Origin of the sequence: Aquicoccus porphyridii (assembly GCF_008369105.1) — a bacterium.
GTDB classification, from domain to species: Bacteria; Pseudomonadota; Alphaproteobacteria; order Rhodobacterales; family Rhodobacteraceae; genus Aquicoccus; species Aquicoccus porphyridii.
On record NZ_VINQ01000018.1, the window covers coordinates 26854 to 52020 of the forward strand.

30 protein-coding genes are annotated in these 25167 nt (G+C 57.5%); 17 read left to right on the plus strand and 13 right to left on the minus strand.

All coding sequences use genetic code 11. The features are described from left to right. Positions 1–12: 12 nt before the first annotated feature. Positions 13–381, minus strand: coding sequence for a hypothetical protein (locus tag FLO80_RS17925; protein WP_009807505.1), 369 nt, complete (start codon positions 379–381; stop codon positions 13–15). Between the two features lie 210 nt (positions 382–591). On the opposite strand from FLO80_RS17925, the gene FLO80_RS17930 reads away from it, so the two are divergent. From FLO80_RS17930 to FLO80_RS17940, 3 genes are all read left to right on the plus strand, one after another. Continuing rightward, positions 592–843, plus strand: coding sequence for a hypothetical protein (locus FLO80_RS17930; protein WP_099913115.1), 252 nt, complete (start codon positions 592–594; stop codon positions 841–843). Between the two features lie 124 nt (positions 844–967). Next, complete coding sequence (locus FLO80_RS17935) at positions 968–1225, plus strand: helix-turn-helix domain-containing protein (RefSeq protein ID WP_073038001.1); 258 nt, start codon at positions 968–970, stop codon at positions 1223–1225. Positions 1226–1394: 169 nt separating this feature from the next. Next, entirely contained in the window at positions 1395–1607 is a 213-nt protein-coding gene (locus tag FLO80_RS17940) for a hypothetical protein (protein WP_111368811.1), read from the plus strand. Between the two features lie 115 nt (positions 1608–1722). On the opposite strand, the gene FLO80_RS22925 is transcribed toward FLO80_RS17940, so the two are convergent. The 7 genes from FLO80_RS22925 to FLO80_RS17975 all read right to left on the minus strand — a co-directional run bounded on the left by FLO80_RS22925 (position 1723) and on the right by FLO80_RS17975 (position 6300). Continuing rightward, on the minus strand, positions 1723–2478 hold the full coding sequence (locus FLO80_RS22925) for a hypothetical protein (RefSeq protein ID WP_188078337.1): 756 nt from the start codon (positions 2476–2478) through the stop codon (positions 1723–1725). A 260-nt stretch (positions 2479–2738) separates the two neighbouring features. Continuing rightward, a complete protein-coding gene (locus FLO80_RS17950) occupies positions 2739–2942 on the minus strand; it encodes a hypothetical protein (protein ID WP_246156722.1) in 204 nt (67 codons plus the stop codon). Further along, positions 2914–3876, minus strand: a complete 963-nt coding sequence (locus tag FLO80_RS17955; RefSeq protein ID WP_111368816.1) for a cation diffusion facilitator family transporter — start codon at positions 3874–3876, stop codon at positions 2914–2916. Before FLO80_RS17955 ends, FLO80_RS17950 begins: the two co-directional genes overlap by 29 nt. After that, positions 3866–4636 carry a transglutaminase-like domain-containing protein gene (locus FLO80_RS17960; protein WP_058243494.1) on the minus strand — a complete coding sequence of 257 codons (771 nt, stop codon included), beginning with the start codon at positions 4634–4636 and terminating at the stop codon, positions 3866–3868. Before FLO80_RS17960 ends, FLO80_RS17955 begins: the two co-directional genes overlap by 11 nt. A gap of 93 nt (positions 4637–4729) precedes the next feature. Then, positions 4730–5464 carry a cytochrome c biogenesis CcdA family protein gene (locus FLO80_RS17965; protein WP_058243493.1) on the minus strand — a complete coding sequence of 245 codons (735 nt, stop codon included), beginning with the start codon at positions 5462–5464 and terminating at the stop codon, positions 4730–4732. A gap of 79 nt (positions 5465–5543) precedes the next feature. Continuing rightward, a complete protein-coding gene (locus FLO80_RS17970; protein WP_008282974.1) occupies positions 5544–5870 on the minus strand; it encodes a YnfA family protein in 327 nt (108 codons plus the stop codon). Position 5871: 1 nt separating this feature from the next. Next, positions 5872–6300, minus strand: a complete 429-nt coding sequence (locus FLO80_RS17975) for a MerR family transcriptional regulator (protein WP_008282975.1) — start codon at positions 6298–6300, stop codon at positions 5872–5874. Between the two features lie 573 nt (positions 6301–6873). Between FLO80_RS17975 and FLO80_RS17985 the strand changes: the two genes are divergently transcribed. Next, on the plus strand, positions 6874–8976 hold the full coding sequence (locus FLO80_RS17985) for a protein-disulfide reductase DsbD family protein (RefSeq protein WP_008282976.1): 2103 nt from the start codon (positions 6874–6876) through the stop codon (positions 8974–8976). Positions 8977–9075: 99 nt separating this feature from the next. Here the strand turns inward: FLO80_RS17985 and ccmI are convergent, their stop codons facing one another. From ccmI to FLO80_RS18005, 4 genes are read right to left on the minus strand one after another with little or no spacing between them, the layout of a single operon-like run. Further along, the gene (gene ccmI / locus FLO80_RS17990; RefSeq protein WP_027263709.1) at positions 9076–10227 is read right to left on the minus strand and encodes a c-type cytochrome biogenesis protein CcmI; all 1152 of its coding nucleotides are present in this window, start codon (positions 10225–10227) and stop codon (positions 9076–9078) included. Beyond that, complete coding sequence (locus FLO80_RS17995; RefSeq protein WP_037240132.1) at positions 10224–10709, minus strand: cytochrome c-type biogenesis protein; 486 nt, start codon at positions 10707–10709, stop codon at positions 10224–10226. Before FLO80_RS17995 ends, ccmI begins: the two co-directional genes overlap by 4 nt. Continuing rightward, entirely contained in the window at positions 10706–11257 is a 552-nt protein-coding gene (locus FLO80_RS18000) for a DsbE family thiol:disulfide interchange protein (RefSeq protein WP_027263707.1), read from the minus strand. The genes FLO80_RS17995 and FLO80_RS18000 overlap by 4 nt, the downstream gene beginning before the upstream one ends. A 4-nt stretch (positions 11258–11261) precedes the next feature. Then, positions 11262–13253: a heme lyase CcmF/NrfE family subunit gene (locus FLO80_RS18005; RefSeq protein ID WP_008282980.1), complete on the minus strand. Its 1992-nt coding sequence runs from the start codon at positions 13251–13253 to the stop codon at positions 11262–11264. Positions 13254–13871: 618 nt separating this feature from the next. On the opposite strand from FLO80_RS18005, the gene FLO80_RS18010 reads away from it, so the two are divergent. From FLO80_RS18010 to FLO80_RS18070, 13 genes are read left to right on the plus strand one after another with little or no spacing between them, the layout of a single operon-like run. After that, positions 13872–14438 (plus strand): SCO family protein, encoded by a 567-nt coding sequence (locus FLO80_RS18010; RefSeq protein WP_008282981.1) that lies wholly within the window; start codon positions 13872–13874, stop codon positions 14436–14438. Between the two features lie 5 nt (positions 14439–14443). Next, the gene (locus FLO80_RS18015) at positions 14444–14866 is read left to right on the plus strand and encodes a disulfide bond formation protein B (RefSeq protein WP_037239850.1); all 423 of its coding nucleotides are present in this window, start codon (positions 14444–14446) and stop codon (positions 14864–14866) included. Next, positions 14863–15522 carry a DsbA family protein gene (locus tag FLO80_RS18020; protein ID WP_008282983.1) on the plus strand — a complete coding sequence of 220 codons (660 nt, stop codon included), beginning with the start codon at positions 14863–14865 and terminating at the stop codon, positions 15520–15522. The genes FLO80_RS18015 and FLO80_RS18020 overlap by 4 nt, the downstream gene beginning before the upstream one ends. 28 nt (positions 15523–15550) lie before the next feature. Next, entirely contained in the window at positions 15551–16018 is a 468-nt protein-coding gene (locus tag FLO80_RS18025) for a copper chaperone PCu(A)C (protein ID WP_008282825.1), read from the plus strand. After that, entirely contained in the window at positions 16018–16644 is a 627-nt protein-coding gene (locus tag FLO80_RS18030) for an SCO family protein (RefSeq protein ID WP_037275514.1), read from the plus strand. The genes FLO80_RS18025 and FLO80_RS18030 overlap by 1 nt, the downstream gene beginning before the upstream one ends. Further along, complete coding sequence (locus FLO80_RS18035) at positions 16641–18014, plus strand: M23 family metallopeptidase (protein WP_058243489.1); 1374 nt, start codon at positions 16641–16643, stop codon at positions 18012–18014. The genes FLO80_RS18030 and FLO80_RS18035 overlap by 4 nt, the downstream gene beginning before the upstream one ends. A gap of 3 nt (positions 18015–18017) precedes the next feature. Next, the gene (locus tag FLO80_RS18040; RefSeq protein ID WP_008282828.1) at positions 18018–18476 is read left to right on the plus strand and encodes a DUF411 domain-containing protein; all 459 of its coding nucleotides are present in this window, start codon (positions 18018–18020) and stop codon (positions 18474–18476) included. 22 nt (positions 18477–18498) lie between these two features. After that, a complete protein-coding gene (locus FLO80_RS18045; RefSeq protein WP_008282829.1) occupies positions 18499–19284 on the plus strand; it encodes a ZIP family metal transporter in 786 nt (261 codons plus the stop codon). After that, on the plus strand, positions 19265–19759 hold the full coding sequence (lspA, locus tag FLO80_RS18050) for a signal peptidase II (protein ID WP_008282830.1): 495 nt from the start codon (positions 19265–19267) through the stop codon (positions 19757–19759). Before FLO80_RS18045 ends, lspA begins: the two co-directional genes overlap by 20 nt. After that, the gene (gene lnt, locus FLO80_RS18055) at positions 19759–21327 is read left to right on the plus strand and encodes an apolipoprotein N-acyltransferase (RefSeq protein WP_230797763.1); all 1569 of its coding nucleotides are present in this window, start codon (positions 19759–19761) and stop codon (positions 21325–21327) included. Before lspA ends, lnt begins: the two co-directional genes overlap by 1 nt. Further along, positions 21327–21494, plus strand: a complete 168-nt coding sequence (locus FLO80_RS18060) for a hypothetical protein (protein ID WP_008282832.1) — start codon at positions 21327–21329, stop codon at positions 21492–21494. Before lnt ends, FLO80_RS18060 begins: the two co-directional genes overlap by 1 nt. A 24-nt stretch (positions 21495–21518) precedes the next feature. Continuing rightward, positions 21519–23456 (plus strand): penicillin acylase family protein, encoded by a 1938-nt coding sequence (locus tag FLO80_RS18065; RefSeq protein ID WP_058243488.1) that lies wholly within the window; start codon positions 21519–21521, stop codon positions 23454–23456. Further along, the gene (locus tag FLO80_RS18070) at positions 23453–24445 is read left to right on the plus strand and encodes a cytochrome c oxidase assembly protein (protein ID WP_040652273.1); all 993 of its coding nucleotides are present in this window, start codon (positions 23453–23455) and stop codon (positions 24443–24445) included. The genes FLO80_RS18065 and FLO80_RS18070 overlap by 4 nt, the downstream gene beginning before the upstream one ends. 243 nt (positions 24446–24688) lie before the next feature. Here FLO80_RS18070 and mntR read toward each other — a convergent pair whose 3' ends face one another. Continuing rightward, entirely contained in the window at positions 24689–25159 is a 471-nt protein-coding gene (mntR, locus tag FLO80_RS18075; RefSeq protein ID WP_009820125.1) for a manganese-binding transcriptional regulator MntR, read from the minus strand. Positions 25160–25167 lie beyond the last annotated feature (8 nt).

Here is a 25167-nt window from a genome sequence, read left to right on the forward strand (position 1 = left end):
AGACAGACGAGGTTAGCTGCCAGCGCCCTTGTCTGATGGGGCTTTGTCTGGCGGCGCAAGTTTGTGCGTACGGCTTGTCCCCGCCTCAAGCGGCAGGTCGACATGCGCAAAACCAAGGCCAATGAAGAAAGACACCACGCCGGAGATCGTCTTGAACTCGCGGATCTTGATATCGTTGTAGGTCGTCCGCGTGCGGGCGGTGACCAGGAGCTTTTCCACCCCGTCATCAGAGACAACGCGCATGATCCAGACCCCGTAATAGCTGGGGCCTTTCTTATGTGCCGACTCCTGGCACAGGATTTCTGCGCTATAGCCGCTTTCCACGAGCTCGCGGAACCTGGCTTCCGTAACCACATTTGGTGCTTCGATGTCCCAGTTCATGGCCCGGCTCACGCTTTCTCCAATGGCGCGACCCCAGGCATTCCCACTTGAAGCCCAGAGTTACGATAGTATACTATCAACCGCAAGATGTAATATCGTGCTTTAGCTGTAGTTTGGTCACGCAAACACTAGTCACGGCCAGTGTCTGCGATCAAGGAGATAACAGGTTTGAGAAACCCACGGTTGACGTGCCTGCTCCCATTGCAAGCTATGGTCCTTCTGATCTGCGTTCCCGGGCCGGTCTTGGCGGAATCCTGCCTCGCCCCGGCCCGTCCTTTCCTGCCAAGCGATTCGCAGGCAGCGCGGGACTATGCGGACATCATCCGTGGCGATTTCGAAGACTACATCCAGGATATCCAGAGCTACTTCCGTTGCCTCGACAGCGAACGCGCCCGCGCCTTCGAGGAAGCGCGCGAAGTCAGCGAGGACTATGGCCGGTTCCTGCAATTGGTAGGGGATTGATGGGCAACCTCGGGAGCATCAGACTTGCAGCCCATGGAAACCAGACGCCGATAACACCCTCATATATCTACTTTTTAGATAACAGATTTCATCCGCTAGCGACGTCACAAAAGGTATGTGACGCGTGGCAAAGACAATCAGAAGCACGGGACAGGTGGCACTCTGCCAAGCATTGGTCGACGCCCGCATCAAGGCGGGCCTCGGTCAGGAGGACTTGGCGATCAAGCTCAAGTGCCATCAATCCCTCGTGGCGCGCATTGAAAGCGGCCAGCGCCGGGTCGACGTCGTCGAGCTGGTCGTCCTTGCGCGCGCCATCGGCTTTGACCCCTTCGAGGTTTTGGCGATCGTCGAAGCCGCCACGGAGCCCGACCACCGGATTTGAGCAATTTCATTAATCAAGAACACGGGAGCTAACTTTTCCCGGTGTGAGTATCGGTGACGCGAGGAAGAACAGCTAACCAATTTAACCAAAACAGGCATGCCGCTGCAGCAAACGCTTCGGAAGTCGAAGTTGCGGTCGGAAAAGCCCAATTGCAGGAAATTAGTTAACAGTGAATGAAGATAAGGTCGAAGGTGTCGCCATCGCCAATTTGATTGCAGCCGATGAAGAAACCATTGTTGGCTGGGTTTATCGATGGAACACAGGTGCTCTGGCAATCCGGTGGGACATGCATGGCCCACAGCGCGTCTCAAAGATTTACCCGGATCTCTGCGATGCCGATAAAGCTGAAATCGACTTCGCGTCTCTCACGCAGCTGCCCTGACGCGACGACTGACATGGTGGAATATGGCCTTTATGGCCCTCGATTGTGTGCGTGTGCCTGCGTTGCAGGTTTGATTTCGTACAAGGCCCTGCGCGACTTCGCTGCGGCTCAATAGTCAGTAATTGACCTGCTCAAAACCGTAATTCCCGCTATAGTCACGCCACTCAACGAAGACGGATCTGTGATAAATGCTCGGGCAGTGCTCGCCCCATCGCTCGAGACCGGCATGCGCATCAGGAAGCGCTGCGGGTGACGACACCCTCCAAGAAAAATCGCCCTGGATCCCGTAGGTGCCGAGGACAACGGCGGCGCTGCGGTTGCAGTCGCCATCTCGCCCGGATTCGTGCTGGCGGGCATAACGAACGTCAAAGACGCGGATGGAACGCACGAAGTTGAATTCCGGCCCGCTGATATCGATGTCGGCGCGGTCTTCTACGAGCTGGAGGGCGTAATCAGCCCTTACGAGGTTGTCCCAAGCCGCGTTGGAGCCATTGCGCCCAAGCATCCCGCCTGCCCTGGCTGCCTGATCGAAGAGCGGGGTTGAAGAGTTTGGAGGGGTTCCTGAATCACCATATAGGGCATCGAAGATCCGGTCCGCGGGCCGCGATCTAGCAGGTCCATCGTAAGACGCACCCATCGGGCAGCGCCAAATCTGAAGCGGCGGCTCCACCGGCCATGGAGTTATGCGCCGGATGAACTCGGCCCGTGCGCGGGCGCAGGGCGTCGAGGCCGGCCATCCACCGGACAAACACAGCAGGATGGCACAATCGATCTGATAGGTTTGGGCGCGTGCTTGTGTCGGAACTGTTGGGCCGGTCAAGGCGAGAGCTAAAAAGGCCGCCAGAGGGAGGTTTTTGAATTCGAAACGCATGGCAAGGACCCTTGACAATCTTTACCCAGCATACATACGAAAATATACTATTGCAATATTGGTGATGCGTATGATGGTTGCGGCGGTCAGCAAGATCGCGAGCTGACAGCGTCGCCCTTCATCATTCGCCATGTTGCGCGCGGCGCCAGTCCCACGGTATGTCAAAGCGCCCGAGCCATCTGGATCGTCATATGAGTCTCGAATTGCCCTAAAATTTGTTCTGCCTAAATCTGTGTGGCGGATAGGACGCATTCGGGCTCTCAGCAGTTCTGGACCGGCTCAAGAGCAGACGGAACCTTGACGGCTTCGAACCTCGTGAGTTCGAGGACCAGGCCAGGCTTGCTTGTCTCCTGCAGGCGCTCTTGAAGCAGTCCGTGCATCCGTTTCAGGTCGCTTTCGCTGAGCTTGCACTCGCAGGCGACGCCGATCACGTCGTCATGACCTGTCATGATCCCGGTGAACATGGTTCTCCTCTTCTTCCGGCTTGCCGTGACCGTAGAGGTCGGCGTTTTCGTGTGCACGGTCTTCGTGTTCGAACTCCAGGCTGGAATGGGCGATGTTGAAGTCCTCCTTCAGCCGGTCCTTGATCGCTGCCTTGATCTTTTCGATTTTACCCCAGCCGCCCGCTGTCAGCACCACGTGGCAGTCCAGCGCCGCCTTGTCCTCCTCCATCTGCCACAGATGCACGTGGTGAACGTCCGCGACACCATCGACGCTCCGCATCGCCTCAACGACGGCTGCATTGTCGATGTCGGGGGGGCTGCCGAGCATCAGAGTTCTGATCGGACCGCCAATCTCAGTGAAAGCCAGATAGAGGATGTAAAGGGCGATGCCGATGGTGATTGCTGGATCGACCCATCGCATGTCGTAGAGGATGATCAGGGACCCTCCAATGATGACTGCCACAGAGGCCAAAGCGTCCGACAGGTTGTGCAGAAAAAGCGCTCGGATGTTCACACTGCCTTTCTGCATCGAATAGGTAAGTAGCGCAGTCAACGTGTCGACGACCAGTGCCACACCGCCCAGGATCACCACCGTCCAACCAGCGACCTCGGGCGGGTCGATCATCCGCATGCCACCCTCATAGATCAGGTAGAAACCAATCAGAATCAGGGTCGTGTAGTTGATGAGTGCCGCGACAATTTCAATCCGTCCATAACCGAAGGTCATGCGTTCATCGGCGGGTCGTCTGGCGATTTTGCGCGCAACGAACGCGATCACCAGTGACGCCATGTCCGAAAAATTGTGTAGGGCATCTGCGATCAGCGCCAGGCTGCCGGAAAGGATGCCGCCAACGATCTGCGCGACGGTCAGAAGCCCGTTGGCCCAGATTGCGATGGAGACCCTACGATCACCTGATTCAGGATCAATGTGGGTATGGCCATGATCATGCGGCACGGTTGTTCTCCTCATGGCTGTGGTTCGGTCGACTGAGACCAGGGACCTTTGGCAACATTCCACGACGGATGCGGTGAACCCGGGCATTCATCCAGTGACGGATGACGTGGCGATAGAGAAAATCACGCGCAAATCCGAAGTTCTGTCTATATTTCACGTAAAAGTCGTCGGGCGTATCAAAGGTTCCAAAATCACGAACGATACCGGTTTTCTGAATATAAGTGCTGCCGCCGCTCCAACTGACTGGTGGCGCACTCAGGCAATCCGTTCCGGCCCCGTAGCCGCAAAGGCTTTCTGTTTCGCTGAATTCCTTCTGAAGCGACTGCAGGAAGGGGGCGTCCAGAATGAAGCCTTCGAGATTGATCCAGCCCTCTTCTGTTTCGACTTCGACCCACGAGTGCAGAATTTCGGACGGTGCGAGGGGGTAGACCAGTTCGGGCACCACGCCACGCTGCAGGGCCTTGTGGATGGTGAAGCCGTGCAGGCGGCAGCGGATGCCTACGCTGCGCAGCAGTGCCATGAGAAGCGTCCCTTTCGTGTTGCACTGCCCGTAGCCGTCGGTCAGCACCGCAGAGGCGGGAATGTCGTCGACGCGGTTGTAGCCGAACGCAATCTCGTTTCTTACAAAGTCATAAACCGCGCCAATCCGGTCGACACGGGCAAGGTCATGCCAGCCACGATCTCGTATCAGGTTCGAGATTGAGGGCGAGTCAAAATCCAGCAGTCTTGTCGCGGTTAAATAGGAATCGGTGGATGCCACAGGGTCTCTCCGCGAATCGTTCACGAGGAGTCTTAATCTCTACAGTGACTAGAGAGACAAGCCTTTTCTCAAATGTCACTTTCGATCATGATTTTATCCGATCGTGCCAAGGGCCGGGAAGGTTTCGAGCAGCCAGAAGGCAAGGCGGCTGATTTGACCTGTCATCACGCCGATACCCATCAGCACCATCAGTCCGCCCGATATACGATAGAGCCATCGACCAGCCGCACCGATCCGCTTTAGCCTGCCTGCAATCTCGTTGGTGAAGAGCGCTATGATCAGAAACGGCAGTCCAAGTCCTGCCGAGTAGATTGCCAGCAAGGCCATCCCGTCCGCTCCAGATGTCGCGCTTACTGCCAGGATCGACCCAAGCACAGGGCCTATCCAGGGCGTCCAGCCAAAGGCAAAGGCAAGACCCAAAAGGTAGGCTCCAACGGCGCTGCCGCCGTCAACTTTTACGTCGGGCCTCGTGTCACGCATCATGGCGGGGATCTTGATCGCGCCCATCATGACAAGTCCGAACAAGACGATCAAAAAGCCACCCGCAAGCCCGAGTTCGTATTTCCAGCGCAAGAGCATCCCGCCCAAAAGACTTGCCCCGACCCCGAGCGCCACGAAGACTGTCGAAAACCCGAACACGAACCACAAACTCAGGATCACGCTGCGCGCCCGTTCGGCAATGCTGCGCGCCGCCCCGGATTTCACGGCGGGCTGTCCCGCGATGTAAGACACGTAGCCAGGAGCAAGAGGCAGGACACAAGGCGACAGAAAGGATATGGTGCCACCCAGAAAAGCCGCGACGATTCCAACACCTGAAATTTCGAACATTCAATTCCTGCCTTGCTTTAGCCTGTGAAACGCGCACCGTTGTAAAAGCTAAAGCTACTGTAGGAGCAATGCCGTTTTATTACGCTCCGCGGGGTGCCGCGAGGATGATGGCAGCACCCAACAAGCATACAGTGGTGCCGAGCAGATCCCACCTGTCCGGCCGGTGCCCTTCGGCGAGCCACATCCAGAGAATGGACGCGGCAATATAGATCCCACCATAGGCGGCAAAGGCGCGTCCCGCAGCCACAGTGTCGACCTGAGCCAGAAGCCAGCCGAACGCCACCAGCGCCGCCACACCGGGGACAAGCCAAAGTGGGGACGCGCCAAGACGCCACCATGCCCAGATGGCAAAGCATCCGGCGATCTCAGCCAAGGCCGCGAGCGGATAGACGAGCACTGCGGTCATCTCAGGCGCCGATCTCGTCGTGGTCCGTCAGGCACTCGGAATGGTCGCGCAACACCTCCAGCACACGGCAATCGGCCGTGTGCCCGCCGCTGCATTCGTGCACCATCCTCTGCAATTCTGTCCGAAGGGCTTCAAGTCGGGCCATACGTTGCTCAACCTGCTTGAGTTGTCGGCGAGCGATGGCATCGGCCTCCGCGCACGACTTGTCTGGATGATCGCTCAGATCAAGAAGCTCACGGATTGCGTCCAGCGAGAACCCGAGTTGCCGCGCATGCCGGACGAAAGACAAGCGGTCAAGCTCACTATCTCCATAGCGCCGCTGACCGCCAGCCGATCGCCCGGGCTCGGGCAGGAGTCCGATCTGCTCGTAATAGCGGATCGTCTGCACCTTCGTCCCGGTCCTTTTTGCCAAAGTGCCGATTGTGAGCATATCACCTCTCCAAACTATCTACAGCCCGTGTAGCTTTAAGCGTTTTTTTGCACAAGTTCCGCTCGGCATCTCACAGGTCAGTGAACATCGCTCTTTCATCCAGAATAGGTCTTGAACCTACAGTAGCTAGAGGGTGTAAACGCGCCTAAAATATAGAATCAAATTCGGGCGGAGCGGCGTGCGGCTATCAGGTCTTCAGAAAGTACTACGGGTTTTGGCGGGTGTGGCGGCGCTCGTTTTCATCTGGTCGTTGTTGTGGTGCGACTATTTTGTCGCCCAGCATCGGGTCTCGACGGGCGCACTATCGTAAGTATCGTGAACAGACAAAAAAGGACTAACCTTGAAACGGCGCTAGCCTGAGAGCGCGACACCATGGAGAGCGGGTCCAGCTTGCGTTCGACGCGGAAAAACGACTGTTTTGTAGGAAGCCCAGACGAGCATCGCTGTCGCCTAGTTGGTCGGAGTCTTGGCTCTGCCCACTGTTTGAGGGGTCGACGCCGTCACAAAGGCGTTCGGGACTAGCACGTTGCTGTAACTTCCCGAGACTGAGCGCGAAGAAAAAGAGGTCAGAATATGCGTACAACCTTGGCAGGGTATCAGGGATTGCTTATCAGTCTCGCACTCTTTCTTGTTTTTGTGGCAAGCCCTGTTCGCGCCTTGGAATCCAATGCGTATCGTTCCGAAGTTCTGACGGCACGTTTGATCGTCGCGGAAGCAGGAATCGCCCCAGGATCGCAGTTCCTTTCGGCGGGTTTGAAGATTGAACTGGAGGAAGGATGGAAAGCGTACTGGCGGTCGCCAGGCGAGGTTGGCCTGCCGCCAGAGATCGATTGGGAGGGGTCCACAAACCTTGAATCCGTCGACATGCTTTGGCCCGCACCCACGCGTTTCCGCGCCTTCGGAATTGAAAATTTCGGCTATGCCAAACAAGTAATATTTCCATTGCAGTTGCGGCTTGCGAACTCTGATAGAGCGGCCGAGCTGAAGGGACTCGTCGATCTGCTGATCTGCTCCAATGTGTGCATTCCGGAAAGGTTTGAATTGACACTCCCTGTGCCATTGGGAACGGGCGTCGATGCGAAAGCCGCGACCGATATCGCGACATGGGCCGCTCGCGTACCTGTTGCAGGGCCAGAAAGTGCAATAGCGGTCTCGGGCGCATCGCTGAAGCAGGATCAGGCATTGGTTGTTCAAATGACGCGGCCTTCTGGCTGGAACAATCCCGATCTTTTTCCAGAGTTTGGTGCAGGCTCTGCATTCGGCGCACCCGACATCCGCCTTACAAGTGATCGCACCGGTCTCTGGGCAAGTATCCCGATTCTCGCGTTAAGCGAGGAACAAACCTCCCTTCGAATTACGGTCGTAGACGAGGGTGTCGCGGTTACATTCGATGATGTGAACACTACCGACGTTGTACCTGCGCCACCTTACGCATCCGAGACCAGCCAAGATAGGGGTCAGTTTTTCCCGATTCTCTTGCTGTCCTTCCTGGGAGGGTTGATACTGAACGCAATGCCATGCGTCTTGCCAGTTCTATCGATTAAGTTCGGGTCGGCGCTCCGAATGAAGAATCGCTCCCTTTCACAATTGCGCGCGGGATTTCTCGCTACGGCTGTGGGAACTGTTGCTTTTATGTGGGTGCTGGCCTTGGCGGTCATAGCGCTGCAGACGCTCGGATATGCCGTTGGATGGGGTGTGCAGTTTCAGAATGCATATTTCCTAATTGCACTCATTCTCGTTGTCGGACTCTTTGCGGCAAATTTGTTTGGAGTTTTTGAAATTTCTTTGCCCAGCAGCTGGATGGTTAGGCTATCTGGCCGCTTTGGGCGGGGGTATGCCGAAGACTTCTCCACCGGCGCTCTGGCTGCGATACTTGCAACGCCTTGTTCAGCCCCGTTGCTGGGGACAGCCATTGCCTTCGCCCTTTCTGGCACGACAGGCGATATACTTGCGGTTTTCACAGCGATGGGGATTGGGCTTGCACTGCCATATATTCTGGTTGCCGCTTGGCCTGGTTTCCTGTCTCGACTGCCCAAACCGGGACCCTGGATGATAAGCGTGAAGATCGTTCTCGGATTGCTGCTTGCCGGAACCGTTGCATGGCTATGCTGGGTCTTGATTGGTGTGACGTCGCCAACTCTCACAGGCCTGGTGCTGCTGGGTCTTGGGCTCATCGTACTGGCGGCGAGAGCCTATCAGGTTCAGCCTCGTAACGGTTTGCTGTGGGGAATGACTGCGGTTTTGGGCATGACGTTGGCGGCCCCTGCACTGCTGCCAAAAAGCTCCGATGATGTAACAGCCTCGATCACTTCTTACTGGGTCGAGTTCGACCGGTCCCGGATCGCGCGTGAAGTGTCGCAGGGCAAAACTGTCTTCGTGGACGTTACTGCGGATTGGTGCATCACTTGTAAAGCAAACAAAACCCTGGTCCTGGATCGTGAACCAGTTTTGGGAGCACTTGGCGAGGAAGGCGTGATTGCGATGCGCGCGGATTGGACGCGACCGGACGCGAAAATCCAATCCTATCTCGAGGCGCACGGCAGATACGCAATTCCGCTCAACATCGTCTACGGTCCAGATGCTCCTGAAGGTATCATTTTATCTGAACTACTATCTGCGGATGCCGTTCTCGAAGCACTGTCGGCTGCCAATCTCAGCGCTGTCCGAAAACGATGACATAGTGCCGTTGCATTGCTCAAGGGAGGCAGAACCTACAGTGGTTTAGTTTCAGGTGAAAGGAAAGCTGTTATGTATCTGAGACCACGCGGCCCCAATTTATTTGTTGATCCGATCCAATCGGGCCGTGGCGGCGGCACGCATAGGGTCGGTTTCCGGAAGGCTTTCGGCCAAGGTGCGCGCATTGTCGGCGGCGTTCTGGGCAGCATCAAAGTCACCCAATACACTGTACGCCTCCGCAAGCCGAAGCCATCCTTCAAGATTGTCTTGGTCATCCAACAATCGCGCCGCCAAGCGGTCAACCATGGAGCGGACGAAAGCGCTGCGTTCCTCGACCGACATGTCCTGAGCGGCCTCGATATCGGCCGCACCGGGGCTACGCGCGTCCCGAGAGTCCGGAAAGAAATCAGCTAGGGTGACAGGGCTCTCTCCAACCTGTTCCCCCAATCGGTTGGCGACAGACAGGAAAAGTTCCATCCACGGATAGGCGCGATCCGCTCTCTTGAGGCGCTCGATCAAAAGCGTCCTTGCTTCATCTGGAACCCCGTCCTGTTCGAGGATCCGGGCTCTATAGAAAATTGGGCCTGGATCATCGGGGTCCATCTCCGATGCGCGTTCGATCACGCTTTCCGCTTGCGGCGTCACGATCCCGTTCTCGGCTGCGATCAAGGCCTCGGCATATAGCAATAGGGTTGAGATATCTGCATTGTCGCGGACAGTGACGCGTTCGAATGCATCGGCGGCATCATCGTAACGAGCCATACGCATATAGGTCTGACCGAGCAGAACCCAACCATCACTTGGTCCACCAGACTCGTCTGCTTCAAGCCGGGTTTTTAGTCTCTGGGTCAACTCTGAGAGGTTTGCGGCTTCCTGGGTTTCAGATGCGCGAGACGCCAGAGGCTGGCTTTCGATCTGTGGCGAGCCGATTTGAGAATACAGAGCGAAGGCTACCAATGGCGTGGCAATGGCGGACGCGAAGATGGTGCTTCGCCCACTTGCGCGCGACGATTCACGTGTCGCAAGCCGACCGGCAGCCAGAATGCGGCGTTTGATTTCAACCCTGGCCGCGTCGGCCTCGGTAACGGATATCAGATTCCGCTCTTGATCAGTATCAATTTCGGAAAGCTGATCCTTGAGGATAACCAACGCTCCATCCTTTCTGTTCAGGACTTCACCCGTTCGATAGAGACCGGACAAGAACAGAAGGACAGTGATGGATGCCATCGCGCCTAACACCAACCAAATCATGGGTCTCTCCGTCCTTCATTTTCATGAAAAATGGCTTCGAACTCACGCTCTTCATCGGGGCTCAGTGGATCAGCAGTGCCATCAAGAACGGCCCTGCTTCGGCACCTGATTGTGACAAAGACAACGCCAATCCCAACGGCAAAAAGAACCGCTGGTCCGAACCACAACAGATACGTGGCGGGTTTCAGTCGCGGCCTGAACAGGACGAAGTCACCATATCGATCTACGAAAAACGCAATGATCTCGTCATTTGTTTCACCTGCAATCAGACGTTCGCGCAGCAAGGTGCGCATCGTTCGGGCAACACCCGCATTTGAGCTATCGATATCCTGATTCTGGCAGACAACGCAGCGTAGCTGCTTTGAGAGCTCCCGGGCGCGCGACTCAAGCACCGGATCATCCAGCAACTCATCTGGCTCCACAGCCCATGCCGCGGTTGTTGCGGCAAGCATCAGCACCAGTGAATAGAGCCAACTCTTCATGATTGACCACCTGCTGCGGCCAACGCAGCACGAATTTCATCCTGTGCCTCTGGCGTCACAATGGGACCAACGTAGCGATAGACTACGATACCGTTCGCATCGATCACAAACGTCTCAGGCACCCCCGAAATACCCCATTCGATACCGACCCGGCCCTCGCTGTCTGATCCGATCCTCTCATAGGGGTTGCCAAGCTCCTCCAGCCAGTTTGCGGCATCTGCTGGTTTGTCCATGTAGTTAATCCCCATCAGCCGAACACCGTCCTGTTCAACAAGCCTGGTTAGCACCGCATGCTCAGCACGACAGGGCACGCACCATGAAGCGAATACATTGACCAAAACCGGCTCGCCAATGCTACGAAGGGCTGCGGCCGACAGTCCGGGGGTCTGCGTGCTCTCTACCGGTGGAAGCTCAAAATCCGGAACTGGTTCGGAGACCAAAGCGGAAGGAATTGCGTTAGGATCTCGGTCTGGGTTGAGCCCCCAGAACAAAAATCCACCCAAGACCACTGCGACCAGCGCTGGCATCGCGAGAAGGATTTTCTTCATCATATCATTCCGCCGGTTGAAGCGCTGACGACCGGCTTTTTGGCGACGGCGCACCCACCCGCAATCTGCGGTCCGATAGCGAAAGGGACCCGCCAAGCACCAGCATCGTCGCTCCGATCCATATCCAATTAACCAGTGGTTCGTAGAGAATGCGCAAATTCCACTGGCCCGACGCCTTTTCGGTCGCAGGCTCACTGATGGTGACGTAGAGATCACCTCTGAGCGTTGATCGGATTGCAGATTCGGTTGTGGACGTCCCCGCAACTGGATAGTTTCTGCGCTCTGGACGAAGAAGCGTAATCTCCCGTCCATCTTTCAAGACGCGAAGCTGGCCTTGTTGTGCGATGTAGTTTGGACCACGCAACCGTTCGACACCGTCGAATATTACCTCAAAACCGGCGATTTCCACGGTCGTCCCCGGTTCTGCGAAAAGAACACGTTCTTCCTTCCAGGCTGTGGAACCTACAAACCCAAGCACAAGCATTGCAACGCCAAGATGCGCGAGCGTCATACCGTGCGCAGCGCGCGGCAAGTTCCGCGCGCGACGCAGCGACTGTGAAAGGGGTAAATCAAAGAGCTTGATGCGCAACGCCCATTCGCGCAACGTTGCAACAAAAACCCAGGCTGCAATCCCTATTGAGACCACTGCAAGCAGGGGCCCGTCTGTCTGAAGGTACCAAACGATCCCCGCAACACCAATCGCGATACCAAAAACCAAACGCAGCCGCTGCCAGATACCGGGAAGATCGGCCCGTTTCCAAGACAGGAATGGGCCAATTCCCATGATGATGACTAGCGGCAGCATGAAAGGGATAAACGTCGCGTTGAAATACGGTGGTCCTACAGAGATCTTTTCATCAGTCACCGCTTCCACAAACAACGGATAGAGTGTTCCAAAAAGGACGGTCGCCGTTGCGGTCGCGAGCAGAAGGTTGTTGAGCAAAAGCCCCGCCTCGCGGCTAATCGGCCGAAATACGCCACCCGATCCAAGCTGAGGCGCGCGCCATGCGTAAAGTGTCAGTGAGCCGACAATGGTTACGCCAAGAAGGCCGAGAATGTACACGCCGCGCGCCGGGTCGACCGCGAACGCGTGAACGGATGTCAAAATGCCGGATCGGACGATAAATGTCCCCAGAAGTGACAGTGAAAAGGTCAGGATGGCCAAAAGAATGGTCCAGCTTTTGAACGTGTCCCGCTTTTCCGTGACGATAGCGGAGTGCAGGAGTGCCGTACCCAGCAGCCATGGCATGAAGGATGCGTTTTCCACCGGGTCCCAAAACCACCAGCCGCCCCAGCCAAGTTCGTAATAGGCCCACCAAGAGCCGAGTGCGATCCCCGCAGTGAGGCTGATCCAGGCCGTCAGAGTCCAAGGCCGCACCCAACGCGCCCATGCGGGATCCACCCGACCCTCTATCAGAGCCGCGACCGCGAAGGAGAAGACGATCGAGAAGCCGACATACCCAAAATACAAGAGCGGGGGATGCATCGCCAACCCGATGTCCTGCAGCAGAGGATTAAGGTCTGTGCCATCCAGAGGCGGCGGAAACACCCGCTCGAACGGATTGGATGTAAAGAGCATGAAGCTCAGGAAACCGACGCTGATCCAGGCTTGAACGGATAGAGTTCGCGCTTTGAGACCAACCGGAATGTTTCTGCCCAGCAGCGCGACCCCAGCCCCGAAAAGTACGAGAATAAAGGTCCAGAGAACTAGAGACCCTTCGTGGCTGCCCCAAGTGCCGGCAACCTTGAAGATCATCGGCTTCAGAGAGTGGGAATTTTCAACCACGTTTCGAACCGTGAAATCACTGACAACAAAGGAGCGCATGAGCGCGCCAAACGCAATTGCAACTAACGTCACCTGAAGCACCGCTGTTGTCTTTGCACTTTCCATCCAAAGCACGCGTCCCGTGCTTGCTCCGACAATTGGCAAGATGCTTTGAACAATCGCGACGGCAAGCGCGAGGGTAAGGGCGAATTGTCCGATCTCAGGTGTCATTTTGCGTCCTCCTGAGTAGCGCTTCTGCATCCGAGCCGGACAAGGTTTCCGCATCGGGATAGTTCAGCATGTTCATCGTCCATTCTAGTGAGATCATATCGCGACATTCTCCACTTTCCGCCTGTGTTCGCTTCTGTGAATCGCAACCGAGTTGGGGTTGGGCGGAAAACCGAATGGGATGAAGTTCTTTGCGCGTGCATGCCGTGAGCAGGATCCGACAGTTGATTCGCGTCCTTTGTAGTTCCTGTAGTCGCTGTAGGTTCAAGCGTTATTTTAGACTGATACCTTAAAAAATGACCCATGCTTGCAGTGCATCTGCGTAGCAGCTTTGTATCTGCAGGCCCGGTTTCCGCAGGCGTCGGATTTAGCGGAAATTGCCGTTGCCTTCCCTTGATGGCCACCTGCAGGGTCAGACGAAGCAGCGAAACATTGAGTGACGGCAGGTTTTGAAGCGCTGAATAGAGAGCATTAGCTTCACAGGTGCGTGACGTGCTGCCGCAGGGCAAGAATCACGCTTGAACCTACAGTAGCTAGAGGGTGTAAACGCGCTTAAAATATAGAATCAAATTCGGGCGGAGCGGCGTGAAGCTTTCAGGTCTTCAAAAAGTGCTATGGGTATTGGCGGGCGTCGCGGCGCTCGTTTTCATCTGGCTGTTACTGTGGGCGGACTACCGCGCCGATATTTCCCAAGCCGAGACCGAACCACCTTTCCTTGCGCAGTTCGAACTGACGGACCATATGGGCATGATCCGCACCGAAGAGGACTTTGCGGGTCGCTGGATGCTTGTGTTCTTCGGGTTCGCCAATTGCCCAGATGTCTGCCCGACGACGCTTGCAGAGGTGGCGGCGGTCATGGATGGACTTGGCGAGGATGCCGCAAAAGTGCAGCCGATCTTCATCTCGATTGATCCCGAACGCGATACGCCAATGGCTCTTGCCGACTTTGTGCCGCGCTTTGATGCAGGCATCATCGGTCTGACCGGAACATCCGATCAGATCGCTGAGACCGCTGAAACCTTTCCGATCTACTTCGAACGGATCGAAGAGGCCAGCGCGCCGGATGGCTATACAATGGGGCACACATCGCACCTGTTCCTTTTTGATCCGCAGGCGGGCTTCGCCGATTCCTGGCCCTACGGCACACCCGCCGAAGAGATCCTTGCGGATCTGAGAGAGAGGATCTGATCGCCATGACCCGACTTTCCGGAGAAACGGCCCTTGTTCTTGCTTGGATCATTGCGCTTATCTCATCGCTTGCCGTGCTCTTTATTGGCGAGGTTCTTGGTCAAACGCCTTGCGTCCTTTGCTGGTTCCAGCGCGCCTTCATGTTCCCCCTGGCTGTCGTTCTTGGGCTCGGGCTGTGGTGGCAAGATCCTCGCGTGGGGCGCTATGGCGTTGCGCTGGCGCTTGGGGGGGCGGCGGTGGCGTTGTATCACATCGGCCTCTATGTCGGGCTGATCCCCGAGGCGATCCAGCCCTGCAAGGCGACCGGCCCCTCTTGTACCGACGACAACCAGGTGGTCTTCGGCATTCCGATTCCGCTGATGGCGCTTGTCGCCTTCACGATGATCGGGGTGCTGTCGGCCATTTCACTGAAGGAAAAACAAACATGAATCGACGCGGTCTCGTTCTATCCGTTCTGGCTGTTGGTGCCGCAGGTTTTGGCGGCGCGGCCTGGTATGCCACCCGCCCCCAACCCATTGCAGAGGCAGTCCCTGTCGCGCCTGAAGTGAACGATGTGCTGATCCGGCCCTATTCCCCGATCCTCGGCCCCGAAACGGCACCTGTCACGATTGTCGAGTTTTTCGATCCAGCTTGCGAGGCCTGCCGCGCCTTCTATCCCGTGGTCAAGGATATCATGACTGAGCACGGTGATGCGGTCCGTGTCGTCATTCGATACACTGCCTTTCACGGGGACGCTTCGGTGGAAGCGATCCGTGTTCTCGAAGCTGCGCGGATGCAGCATGTGTTCGAACCCGTGCTGGAAGCGGTCCTGCGCGAGCAGCCGCGATGGGCGTCCCATGGCACTCCGGCACCGGGTTTGATCCTTGAGATTGCCGCAAGCGGTGGTCTGGATGTCGAAGCTGCTCGGACACAGATGCTGGCCCCCGGTGTCGTGGCCGTGCTCAATCAGGACCGCGCTGATGTCGAAGCGGTTGGCGTTCGACAAACGCCCACGTTCTTCGTCAACGCCAAGCCATTGGACCCGTTTGGTGAGGCAGAACTGCGGCGACTGGTCGCGGCGGAAGTTGCGGCCAGCCAAAGTTGATGCTCGGCCAGATACAGGAGAATTCTTCATGACAAAACTATCTTACATCAACGGTTTGACCCTTGTCTTACTGCTCTCGGGCATGTCGACTCCGGCATTTGCCGGTTCGGAGGATGTGGTCGTCGAAAACGCGTGGTCCCGTGCTTCAATCGGGGTCAACCGCCCTGGTGCCGCCTATATGACTGTGCGCAACACCGGTGAAGACACGGTCACGCTGACCGGGCTTACAACACCACTGGCCGTGATGCCCCAGATCCATGAGACGAAAACCAACGCCGACGGCGTCAGTTCTATGGCGCCTGCTGACGAAATCACGATTGAACCGGGCCAAAGCGTAGCATTGGAACCGGGCGGACTGCACGCCATGCTCATGAAGCTGCAAAACCCGATGATCGAAGGCGAGACCTTCCCACTGACACTGACGTTCTCGGACGGTGGTGAAGTGACTGTTGAGGTCCCAATTCTGGGGATCGCCGCGCGCGGGCCGGAGAGCTGATGCAGCGTCGGCATGTGGTCCAATACGGTGCAGCCGGTGTAGGCGCTGTCGCTCTGATGCTCGGGGTCGGCTGGTGGCGGGTAGACGGTCCCGGCGCACCAAAACCGGCCGGCCAAAGGCCTCTCCCCCTGTCGGCGATGGATTTCCGACTGACCGATCACGAAGGCAATGAAGTGGGCCCAGAAGCCCTGATTGGACGCCCGACCATGGTGTTTTTCGGGTTCACCTACTGCCCGGATGTCTGCCCCACGACGTTATCGGATATCTCAGGTTGGCTTGAAGATCTCGGGGACGACGCCGCGCGGATGAACGTGGTCTTCATCACAGTCGATCCAGAGCGGGACACGGCCGAGGCCATGGCCGAATATGTCGGCTATTTTCATCCGGCCATTCGCGGCTGGACGGGACCGGAAGACCAGATTTCCCGCGCTGTAGAAGCATTTCGTGCCTCGTATGAGCGCGTTCCGACCGAAGGCGGCGACTATACAATGAACCATACGGCAAGCGTATTCCTGTTCGATGCCAAGGGTGAACTCGTCACCATGATTGACTATCACGAGCCAAGAGAATTCGCAGTGCCGAAGATCCGGCGTGCACTGACAGAAGACGTAGAGGGGGCAACATGAATATTAGAATTGTTTTGGCGAGCGCTGTGGTCGCAGGCGCTTTTTCGGTGACCGCCATCGCCATATCTGGCGTTCTTTCCAAAGAGCCAGTGCCTCCTGCGATTGCTGAAGCCACCCTCTGGACTCCCGATCCGCTCTCGATGCCTCAGATCGCCGACTACGATGTGACACCGCCCGCTGCATTTCACGCCGACAATGCTAGCCCAATGCGACCTCTGCCGCTCTTGCAATCCGTCTTCGCAGAAACCGCCTTGCCCGAGATTGAACCGCCTTTGATAACCTGGTCGCGTGAGATCGCGTCGGGCGAGACGCTGGATGCGGTCCTGGCGAACGCGGGTATCGCTGCGCCTGCGCGTGCCGAAATCGCGCTCGCGCTTGGTGCAGAATATGACCTGCGCCGATTGCGCCCGGGCCATGAGATCACTGTGATCTCAAAGGTGGACGGAAATCCGAGCCGCGTGGAACTGGCAGTTGACGATGGGGTGCGGATCGAAACGGTCTTTGGTCAGGAACTTGTCACACGCGTGTTGGAGCCAGACCCTGAAATGGTGACGTTCGCGGGCGAGGCAGTGATCGAAAGCTCTGTCTTCGCGGCATTGGACAAGGCGGGCATCCCTGCTCGCTTTGCGGTCGACATGGCGCAGATGCTGGGCGGCACAGTGGATTTTCGACGCGAACTTTCCGGTGGCGAGACGATGCTTCTTCTTTGGCGCGAAGCGCGCGACGGAAACGAGAGGATCGGTCAGCCCGAACTTGCCTTTGCCGCACTGAATCTTGGTGAAACGGTCTACGAGATCGTCTGGCCGGATGACGGCAGCGGCAAAGCGACGATCTATGTTGATGGAGAGGTCCTGCGTGTCTTTGCCCAACCGGTGGAAGGAGCGCGGCTGAGTTCCGTCTTTGGCCGTCGCACACACCCAGTCTATGGGAATGTGCGCATGCACACCGGCGTCGACTTTGCTGCAGCAAGCGGTACGCCGGTGAAAGCGACGGCGCCCGGACGCGTGAGCTTCATCGGACGTCGCGGTGGATATGGCCGGGTGGTGGAGATAGCGCATGGATCCGACACCCTGACACGATACGCACATCTCAGCGAGGTGCCGGACACACTCGAACAAGGGCAGCGCGTGATGGCCGGAGACATGATCGGTCGCGTCGGTGCGACCGGCACCGCGACCGGCCCCAATCTGCATTATGAGGTTCTTGTCGATGGTCGCCCGACGGATCCTCTCTCAGACGACCGACTGGCAGAGGCGGCCGAGCGGGATGCGGATGACACGGCTGCACTTGAGCGATTGGCTGAGGCACGCACGCTACTGGCCGAGAGGCTCACCAGCGAATTTATGCAAACAACAACCGAAAGGCTTTAATCCATGAAACGACTGGCTCTCGCCCTTGCAGTCACGCTGGCCTTGTTCCCCGCGGCGCAAGCTGTCGCCGATGCGATCCAGATTGATGTCCGGAAGACAAACGGCTGCGGCTGTTGTCTGTCCTGGATGAAGCACCTCGAGGAAAGCGGATTCGCGCCGACAGGCGAGGACATGTTCGGGGGATCTCTTGTGCGCTTCAAACTCGACAATGGCGTGCCTCAGCGCATGGTCTCCTGCCATACGGCTTTGGTCGACGGCTACGTGATCGAAGGACATGTACCGGCATCAGACATTCAGCGTTTGTTGGATGAGCGTCCAGATGCAGTGGGGTTGGCGGTGCCCGGAATGCCCTATGGATCGCCGGGCATGGGACCGGAAGACGATCGTGAGGCTTATGAGGTCTTCCTGATCCGCGGCGATGGATCGACCGAGATCTTTAGCAGTTATTCGGCCGCTGACTGACGTATCGGCGAGACCTCAGCGCTTGGAACCCTTCTCCCCAATTACCCTTGGCTTTCTTGGAAGCCTGGCCGCCGGATCGCTGACCGCGGTCGGGGCGATCCCCGTTCTTTTCGGGCGCATCCCATCCCGGGCTACACGCGATCTGCTACTTGGCTTCGCAGCGGGTGTCATGCTCGCGGCCTCGTTTTTCTCGCTGATCATCCCGGCTCTCGATGCAGCCGAAGGACAGTTCGACAACGGTGCTCTCCCGGCGGCCATCGTTTGTGTTGCGATCCTGCTTGGCATGGGCGCGGTCGCTCTGATGAACGAATGGCTGCCGCATGAGCATTTCAAGACGGGGCGGGAAGGCCCAGACGCTGCTTCGCTGCGCCGCGTCTGGCTCTTCATCATTGCGATCACGATCCACAATTTCCCCGAAGGACTCGCCGTTGGTGTCGGGTTTGGGGCTGACGGTCTGTCTGGTGGCTTGCCGCTTGCGATTGGCATCGGGCTGCAAAACGCTCCCGAGGGTCTCGCCGTAGCGGTCTCATTGCTTGGTGAGGGTTATTCCAGGCGCCGTGCGTGGGGGATTGCCGCCCTGACAGGTCTTGTCGAGCCGGTAGGCGGGCTTCTTGGGGCTGGGATCATCAGCATCTCGCAGCCGCTGTTGCCATGGGGGCTCGCCTTCGCCGCCGGGGCGATGCTCTACGTCATCAGCCACGAAATCATTCCCGAAACCCACCGTTCAGGCCATCAAAACAGGGCGACACTCGGTCTCGCAGCCGGCCTCGTGATCATGTTGTTCCTCGATGTATGGCTGGGAGGATGAGATGAAACTGACCCATTTCCAAGGTTTCATTGCGGCTGGAACTGCTTTTCTTGTCGATCAGGTGACAAAAGCAATTGTCGTCGCCAATGCGGCAGATTTGAGCGCCGGAATTCCGGTCTTTCCCGGTTTCAATCTCATCTACCTGCGCAACGATGGCGTGACATTCGGATTACTTGGTGGCGCGCCATGGTGGAGCCTTACGGCGTTGGCCCTCGCTGTCTGCGGCTGGTTGACCGTCATGTTGGTGCGCACTGCCAACCCGGTTGAGGCTATCGCCTATGGTGCGATTATCGGTGGCGCGCTCGGCAACGTCCTCGACCGCATCCGGTTTCGGAGTGTGACGGACTTCCTCGATTTCTATGTCGGATCCACGCATTGGCCCGCCTTCAACATGGCGGATGTTTTCGTGGTCAGTGGCGTGGGCCTACTGCTCATAGCCCCTTGGTTGAGCGCCAAGTTGAAAACAGGCACATGATGGCGGGCTTGCGACCACTGACGGGTCGTGGCCGTTACATTCCCCTGCGATCAGGGATTAGCTTTGCAGCGGGCGGTTTAACGGTTTTAACCCTTCCACCATTCTCATGGCTCATCGTTGTTCCAGTCGCCTTCTCAGCACTCTTTCTCGTCCTCCGGCAGGTTTCGACAGCGCCTGCCTTCTTCATCGGCTGGGTCTTCGGAATGGGCCAGTTCGGGTTTGGAGTTTCCTGGATCGCCGAGAGCTTTTACGTCGATTCCGAACGTTTCGGTGCCCTTGCGATCCCGGCAGTCGCGGGACTGTCCGCCGGACTGGCCATTTTCCCGGCGATTGCGGCGATGTTATTTGCCACCATCATGCAGCGCCGTGCTGTCGGCGACACTACGGCAGGTCTTCTGCTTGCAACCTGCTGGGTTGCCGCAGAATGGCTGCGTGGTCATGTCCTGACAGGGTTTCCCTGGAACCTTGCCGCTTATGCCCTTGTCGAACACGCCGCTCTGCGCCAACCCGCCGCCTGGGTAGGAAGCTATGGGCTGAGCTTTCTCACGGTCTTTATAGGGCTGTTGCCCGGTGTGTTGATTGTGGCGGCACCAAACAGACGCGTGCCTGTTCTCGTGCTCTTCGCCGTTGTGGTGATGGGCCTCTGGGGTGGCGGCGCGCTGCGTTTAGGGACGAATGTGCCTCCGACGGACAGCGCTTTGCGCATCGTCCAAGGCAATGTGCCGCAAGTCGAGAAGTGGGCACCGGGCAGCCGCGAGCGAACGCTGGAGAAATATTTGGGCTTGTCGGCGCAACCTGGACGCTTCGACCTGTTGCTGTGGCCGGAAACGGCCTTTCCCGGTTTTCTGGACGAGGACGCCTTGGCGCGTAGGCGGCTATCCACGGTTCTGCCAGACGGCAGGATCCTTTTGACAGGCGTGCCTGACCGCGTAGAGGGCGATGGGGGAACCCGATATTTCAACACGGTTCAAGCCTATGACGGCAGCGGCGAAATTCTGACGGGATATGCAAAACATCATCTTGTTCCGTTCGGGGAATATGTGCCCCTGAGAGGCTGGCTGCCGATCGAGCGGCTGACCGAAGGTTTGGGTGATTTCACGCCAGGACCAGGGCCACGCACGCTGGCGATCCCGGGTGCGCCTCTGGTCGCGGTGGCGATCTGTTACGAAATCATTTTTCCGGGCCAGGTAGTCGATGACCTTTTTCGCCCCGACTGGATTTTCAACGCCACAAATGATGCCTGGTTCGGGACCAGCATCGGACCCGAGCAGCACCTCGCCTCCGCGCGCATGCGCGCGGTCGAAGAAGGGCTTCCTGTAGTCCGGGCGGCCAACACCGGGATTTCCGCGATCATCGACGCCAAGGGAGAGATCATCGCGCGCCTCGAGACCGGACAAACTGGAGTCATAGATGCCAGCCTGCCGACAGCGCTTGCGCCCACACCTTACGCACGTTTCGGTGATTGGACATCGCTGGCGCTCATCTGTGCGGTCTGGGCTCTAGCCTTTACCGTCGGATTGGTCAGACGACGTTTCAATTCAGAAAAATCAAAATCGGAGGAATCGTGATGCTGGTGCTCGCAGGCTTTGTCGGAGGGGCGCTCTGGGGTGGCTATCTGGCGCAACGGCGGAAAGGGAACCGCCTGGATATACTTCAATACGCGACAAGCTTCGGTATTGCTTTCGGCCTGCTCGCTTTTTTCGCCTCGGTGATCCTCTTGCGCATCACGTCTTGAGATTACTTTGGCACCGGCAACGAATTGAAACGACTATTCAACATATTACTGTACTTGCTCCTGGCGGTTTTTGCATTAGGACTGACCGTATCCGGTGTCGTCTACTTTCTTTTGCGCGCCTCCGTCCCCGACTATGACGAGGATTTCAGTGTTGCGGGTATCGAAGGTCCAGTCGATATTCTGCGAGATGCTGCGGCCATACCGCACATTTCTGCAGACTCCGCTCCGGACGCCTATTTCGCGCTTGGTTTCGTTCACGCTCAGGACAGGCTTGGCCAGTTATTGAGGGCAAGGCGGGCAGCGCAAGCCTTGATGCCACTTGACCGGACGATCGAAGTTGAGCCTTCGACAGCCCAAGCGCTCGACGCATATGCCGCAGGTGTCAACGCGTGGCTTGGCCTGGTGTCCGAAGGCGGGCGCGGCAGAGGCTCACCCGATCTGTTGATCGCGGATGAGAGAATGATCGCAGCCTGGAGACCCGTCGATAGTCTCAGACTTGCCCAAGCGTTTCTGAACGATCTTCAACCCGAGAGACGGCAGAATGACCTGTCCGGCTTGTCAGATCTACCGATCCCGTCGGATCGACCTCTTTTGCCCGAGCTGTTTGTGACCTCGCCCAAGGTCAGCCTCGATGCTTGGGCGTTGCCTGGAGACAGAACAGCTACCGGAGCACCAATTCTCGCCGCCGATATACGTGGCCCCTTATCGCTGCCTTCTGAATGGTACCTGGCGGATATTCAACTCCCGACCGGAGCCGCGATTGGGGCTACATTGCCGGGTGTGCCCTTCATTGTCGTCGGTCGCAGCGAACGCGTCGCTTGGGCGTTCCGATCTGTGTCCCAGAAAGCCGTTAAAGAGCCAGAGAATCCCACGGCCGCGCAGGCCAGCAATTTTCTGATGATGCTTGACCGTCTGGCGCGGTCCGCCGATGTGAACGATGCTATGGACGCATGCATGAACCTGTCACCAGCCGGATTGGAGATTCTTGCGATCGACCGAGAAACCCTTGCTCGCTGGCCTGACAGGGAGGTCGAAACTCCTTTATCGTTTCGAGACGCCCGTCTGGCTGCTCTTGATGAGCGGCAGCCGATATTCTCGGTCGAGGGCGCGATTACGGTGCAGCGCGACACGGTCAGCGCTGCCGCGCGGGCGCTTCTTCCTATAATGGCAAAAGAGCTTTGGTTCGTGGGTTCCACAGGTGCTCTCGAAGAGAACCGCGCAGATGAGCTTCGCGGCGATATTCTGGATCAACTTGCCCAATGGAATGGCGACATGGATCGCTTTTCACCGGAGCCGCTCGTGTTCTGGGCCTGGGCGCGCGCGTTGCAAAAGCGAATACTTCAGGATGAATTTCCATCCGCGACGAAGGTCTGGGCCAGGCCAAATCCCGATGTCCTATTTGCGGTGCTTTCAGATCGCGGAGGGAGCGCAATCTGGTGCGACATCCGCCCGTCTACCCGCATCGAGACCTGCCAGGATCAGGTTCGTGCGGCCCTGGATGATGCCATCGGCTGGCTTGTCGACCGCTACGGACCCGATCCGTCCGCCTGGGCCTGGGGCGAAGCACACGCTTTGAATATGGGGTGGGCACCAATCCGATCGAGCGGGATCATCAGCGATCTGCTGTCTCTCGAAGCCCCATCTTCCGGCGATCCCGACACACTGATTGCAACACTGTTCACTTCTGACAATGACCGCCCGTTCGCGACCAGCGCGGGCACCAATTTTCAGGCGGTCATGTCGTTTTCGGAAGAAGCCGGATCCTATTTCATCGCGCCAGCCGGTCAGTCCGGCCACCCGCTCTCACGTTTCTATGAAAACCTTTTTCTCATGTGGATGCAGGGCAAATATCTCACGATGTCCACTGATCTGTCCTTGGCCCGGGGTGGCGCTGTGGGAACATCCCGACTTTCACCGGTATCCGTCGATACGCCGACAATACAAAATGACAGGAGCCGATGATCACTTACTTCCTCCTTTTCGACCCGTTTGGGTATGCGATTTCGCCAGTGTCCCTTGTTTCCGTCAGCTTGGCCGCATGGGTCTACATGCGCGGCCTCGTGCGATCCGCTCGCATTCGCGGGACGGTGTCTATGTGGCGGCAAGCCCTGTTCCTCGCTGGCTTGACCTGCATTCTCGCGGCCACAAATGCGCCTCTGGCTTCGTTGGGGCATAGCCTCTTTTCGGTGCACCAAGTGGAGCACCTTCTCCTCCGCCTTGCAGGACCACTACTCTTCGCGGTCTCTCAGCCGTGGCGATTATTGCAAGCCGGTTTGAACAGACGGTGGCGTCGATACCTCGACGCTCTTGGAAAATCTTTTGCATTTCGGTTCTTGGCACATCCGGTAACCGCCACTGCCGCGCTCATCACGTCGCTCTTTATCTGGCAGATTCCAGTGCTTTACGGACTTGCTCAGCGCATCGCGGCGATCGAGGTGTTCGCCCATTTTGCGATGGTGCTGGCAGGGATCTGGTATTTCGGCATGCTCTTCGACCCGAGAGATCCCCCTGAGGGCGCGAGGCGCGGCGCAAGGCTGATCTCCGGTTTCGCGGTGATCGTTTCAAACATTTTTCTGGGTTCCTTGACGACACTCAAAGAGGTGAGCCTCTATGCTTCCTACCAAACGGCGGGAACCGGGTTTCTCGATCCCCTGTCCGACGAAACCATGGGTGGCTACACGATCTGGGTCCCGTCCTCGATGCTGATGATCGCCGCGATCATTCTGGTCATGAACGGGTGGAACGCGGCCGAGGTGCGTCGCTGGAATTCACGATACGAGTTGGTGCGAGGGTCAAACTCCGCGGCGCTCGAGTTTCCGGAAACGGCCGAAGAATTGCGTCTGAAAGTAGCAGAGCCAAACCGCGACATGGGCCGGACGCTCGCCATAGGTGCCTTGGTCATGTTCTTCATCGTCATGACGACGGTGGTGACAATTGTCTATGCGCTTTGAACAGAGGAGCAAATCAAAGGTTGTATCCACGTCTTTTCCCGCGATCGACATTCTCGCTGCACCGTCGTCGCAGTCAGAGATTTTGGGCACACTATCTCGGGCTGGCCAAGCTCAGAGGACACGAACGATTTTCTGCACTAAGGTTGACCATCAGAACAAATGCCAACCCACCAGCCTTTGACTGCTGACGCCGCCGCCTCCTGAGTCTTGCTTTTCTGAATTTCGCGAGAACTTGATGCTGCGCTACTTGCCGCTTTGAGATTGCAGGAGGGCGTGTTCGAAGGCCTCCAGCGTGGTCGTGCTGACGTGATGCTCGATCCCTTCCGCATCGCGTTCCGCAGTCTCTTCGTCGATTCCCAGGCTGAGGAGAAACGCGACGACGATCCTGTGTCGTCGGCGGCAGGCCTCGGCCAACTCCCGACCGGCATCCGTGAGGAATATGGCGCGGTAAGGTTCCCGCCGCACCAGGCCAGCAGCTTTGAGCCGCGAGATGTTCTTGGTCACGGTCGGCGGCTTCACTCCAAAACGTTCGGCGATTTCCACCGGCCTTGCCTCTCCGCGCGACTCGATCAGTTCGGCGATCAGTTCAACGTAATCTTCCGCCATTTCGCTCTCATGTGCCTGACGCACGGTCGCGAACCCCTCAGCCTGTGCTTCGGGAGCCCTGTCGACAGTTTCGAACGGTTCATGTTCCTGTGATTGCAGCTTTGTCATAGTTGGGA

Bases quoted from the DNA above. Each gene is read 5' to 3' on its own strand.
- FLO80_RS18000 (WP_027263707.1), bottom strand. From the start codon at position 11,257: ATGAAGAAAATCCTTCTCGCGATGCCAGCGCTGGTCGCAGTGGTCTTG.
- FLO80_RS17970 (WP_008282974.1), bottom strand. From the start codon at position 5,870: ATGACCGCAGTGCTCGTCTATCCGCTCGCGGCCTTGGCTGAGATCGCC.
- FLO80_RS22925 (WP_188078337.1), bottom strand. From the start codon at position 2,478: ATGCGTTTCGAATTCAAAAACCTCCCTCTGGCGGCCTTTTTAGCTCTC.
- FLO80_RS17950 (WP_246156722.1), bottom strand. From the start codon at position 2,942: ATGTTCACCGGGATCATGACAGGTCATGACGACGTGATCGGCGTCGCC.
- mntR (WP_009820125.1), bottom strand. From the start codon at position 25,159: ATGACAAAGCTGCAATCACAGGAACATGAACCGTTCGAAACTGTCGAC.
- lnt (WP_230797763.1), top strand. From the start codon at position 19,759: ATGGCGGGCTTGCGACCACTGACGGGTCGTGGCCGTTACATTCCCCTG.
- FLO80_RS17965 (WP_058243493.1), bottom strand. From the start codon at position 5,464: ATGTTCGAAATTTCAGGTGTTGGAATCGTCGCGGCTTTTCTGGGTGGC.
- FLO80_RS18035 (WP_058243489.1), top strand. From the start codon at position 16,641: ATGAATATTAGAATTGTTTTGGCGAGCGCTGTGGTCGCAGGCGCTTTT.
- FLO80_RS18025 (WP_008282825.1), top strand. From the start codon at position 15,551: ATGACAAAACTATCTTACATCAACGGTTTGACCCTTGTCTTACTGCTC.
- FLO80_RS18030 (WP_037275514.1), top strand. From the start codon at position 16,018: ATGCAGCGTCGGCATGTGGTCCAATACGGTGCAGCCGGTGTAGGCGCT.
- FLO80_RS17975 (WP_008282975.1), bottom strand. From the start codon at position 6,300: ATGCTCACAATCGGCACTTTGGCAAAAAGGACCGGGACGAAGGTGCAG.
- FLO80_RS18070 (WP_040652273.1), top strand. From the start codon at position 23,453: ATGATCACTTACTTCCTCCTTTTCGACCCGTTTGGGTATGCGATTTCG.
- ccmI (WP_027263709.1), bottom strand. From the start codon at position 10,227: ATGATTTGGTTGGTGTTAGGCGCGATGGCATCCATCACTGTCCTTCTG.
- FLO80_RS18020 (WP_008282983.1), top strand. From the start codon at position 14,863: ATGAATCGACGCGGTCTCGTTCTATCCGTTCTGGCTGTTGGTGCCGCA.
- FLO80_RS18005 (WP_008282980.1), bottom strand. From the start codon at position 13,253: ATGACACCTGAGATCGGACAATTCGCCCTTACCCTCGCGCTTGCCGTC.
- FLO80_RS18015 (WP_037239850.1), top strand. From the start codon at position 14,444: ATGACCCGACTTTCCGGAGAAACGGCCCTTGTTCTTGCTTGGATCATT.
- FLO80_RS17930 (WP_099913115.1), top strand. From the start codon at position 592: ATGGTCCTTCTGATCTGCGTTCCCGGGCCGGTCTTGGCGGAATCCTGC.
- FLO80_RS17995 (WP_037240132.1), bottom strand. From the start codon at position 10,709: ATGAAGAGTTGGCTCTATTCACTGGTGCTGATGCTTGCCGCAACAACC.
- lspA (WP_008282830.1), top strand. From the start codon at position 19,265: ATGTATGGCTGGGAGGATGAGATGAAACTGACCCATTTCCAAGGTTTC.
- FLO80_RS18060 (WP_008282832.1), top strand. From the start codon at position 21,327: ATGCTGGTGCTCGCAGGCTTTGTCGGAGGGGCGCTCTGGGGTGGCTAT.
- FLO80_RS17925 (WP_009807505.1), bottom strand. From the start codon at position 381: ATGAACTGGGACATCGAAGCACCAAATGTGGTTACGGAAGCCAGGTTC.
- FLO80_RS17985 (WP_008282976.1), top strand. From the start codon at position 6,874: ATGCGTACAACCTTGGCAGGGTATCAGGGATTGCTTATCAGTCTCGCA.
- FLO80_RS18040 (WP_008282828.1), top strand. From the start codon at position 18,018: ATGAAACGACTGGCTCTCGCCCTTGCAGTCACGCTGGCCTTGTTCCCC.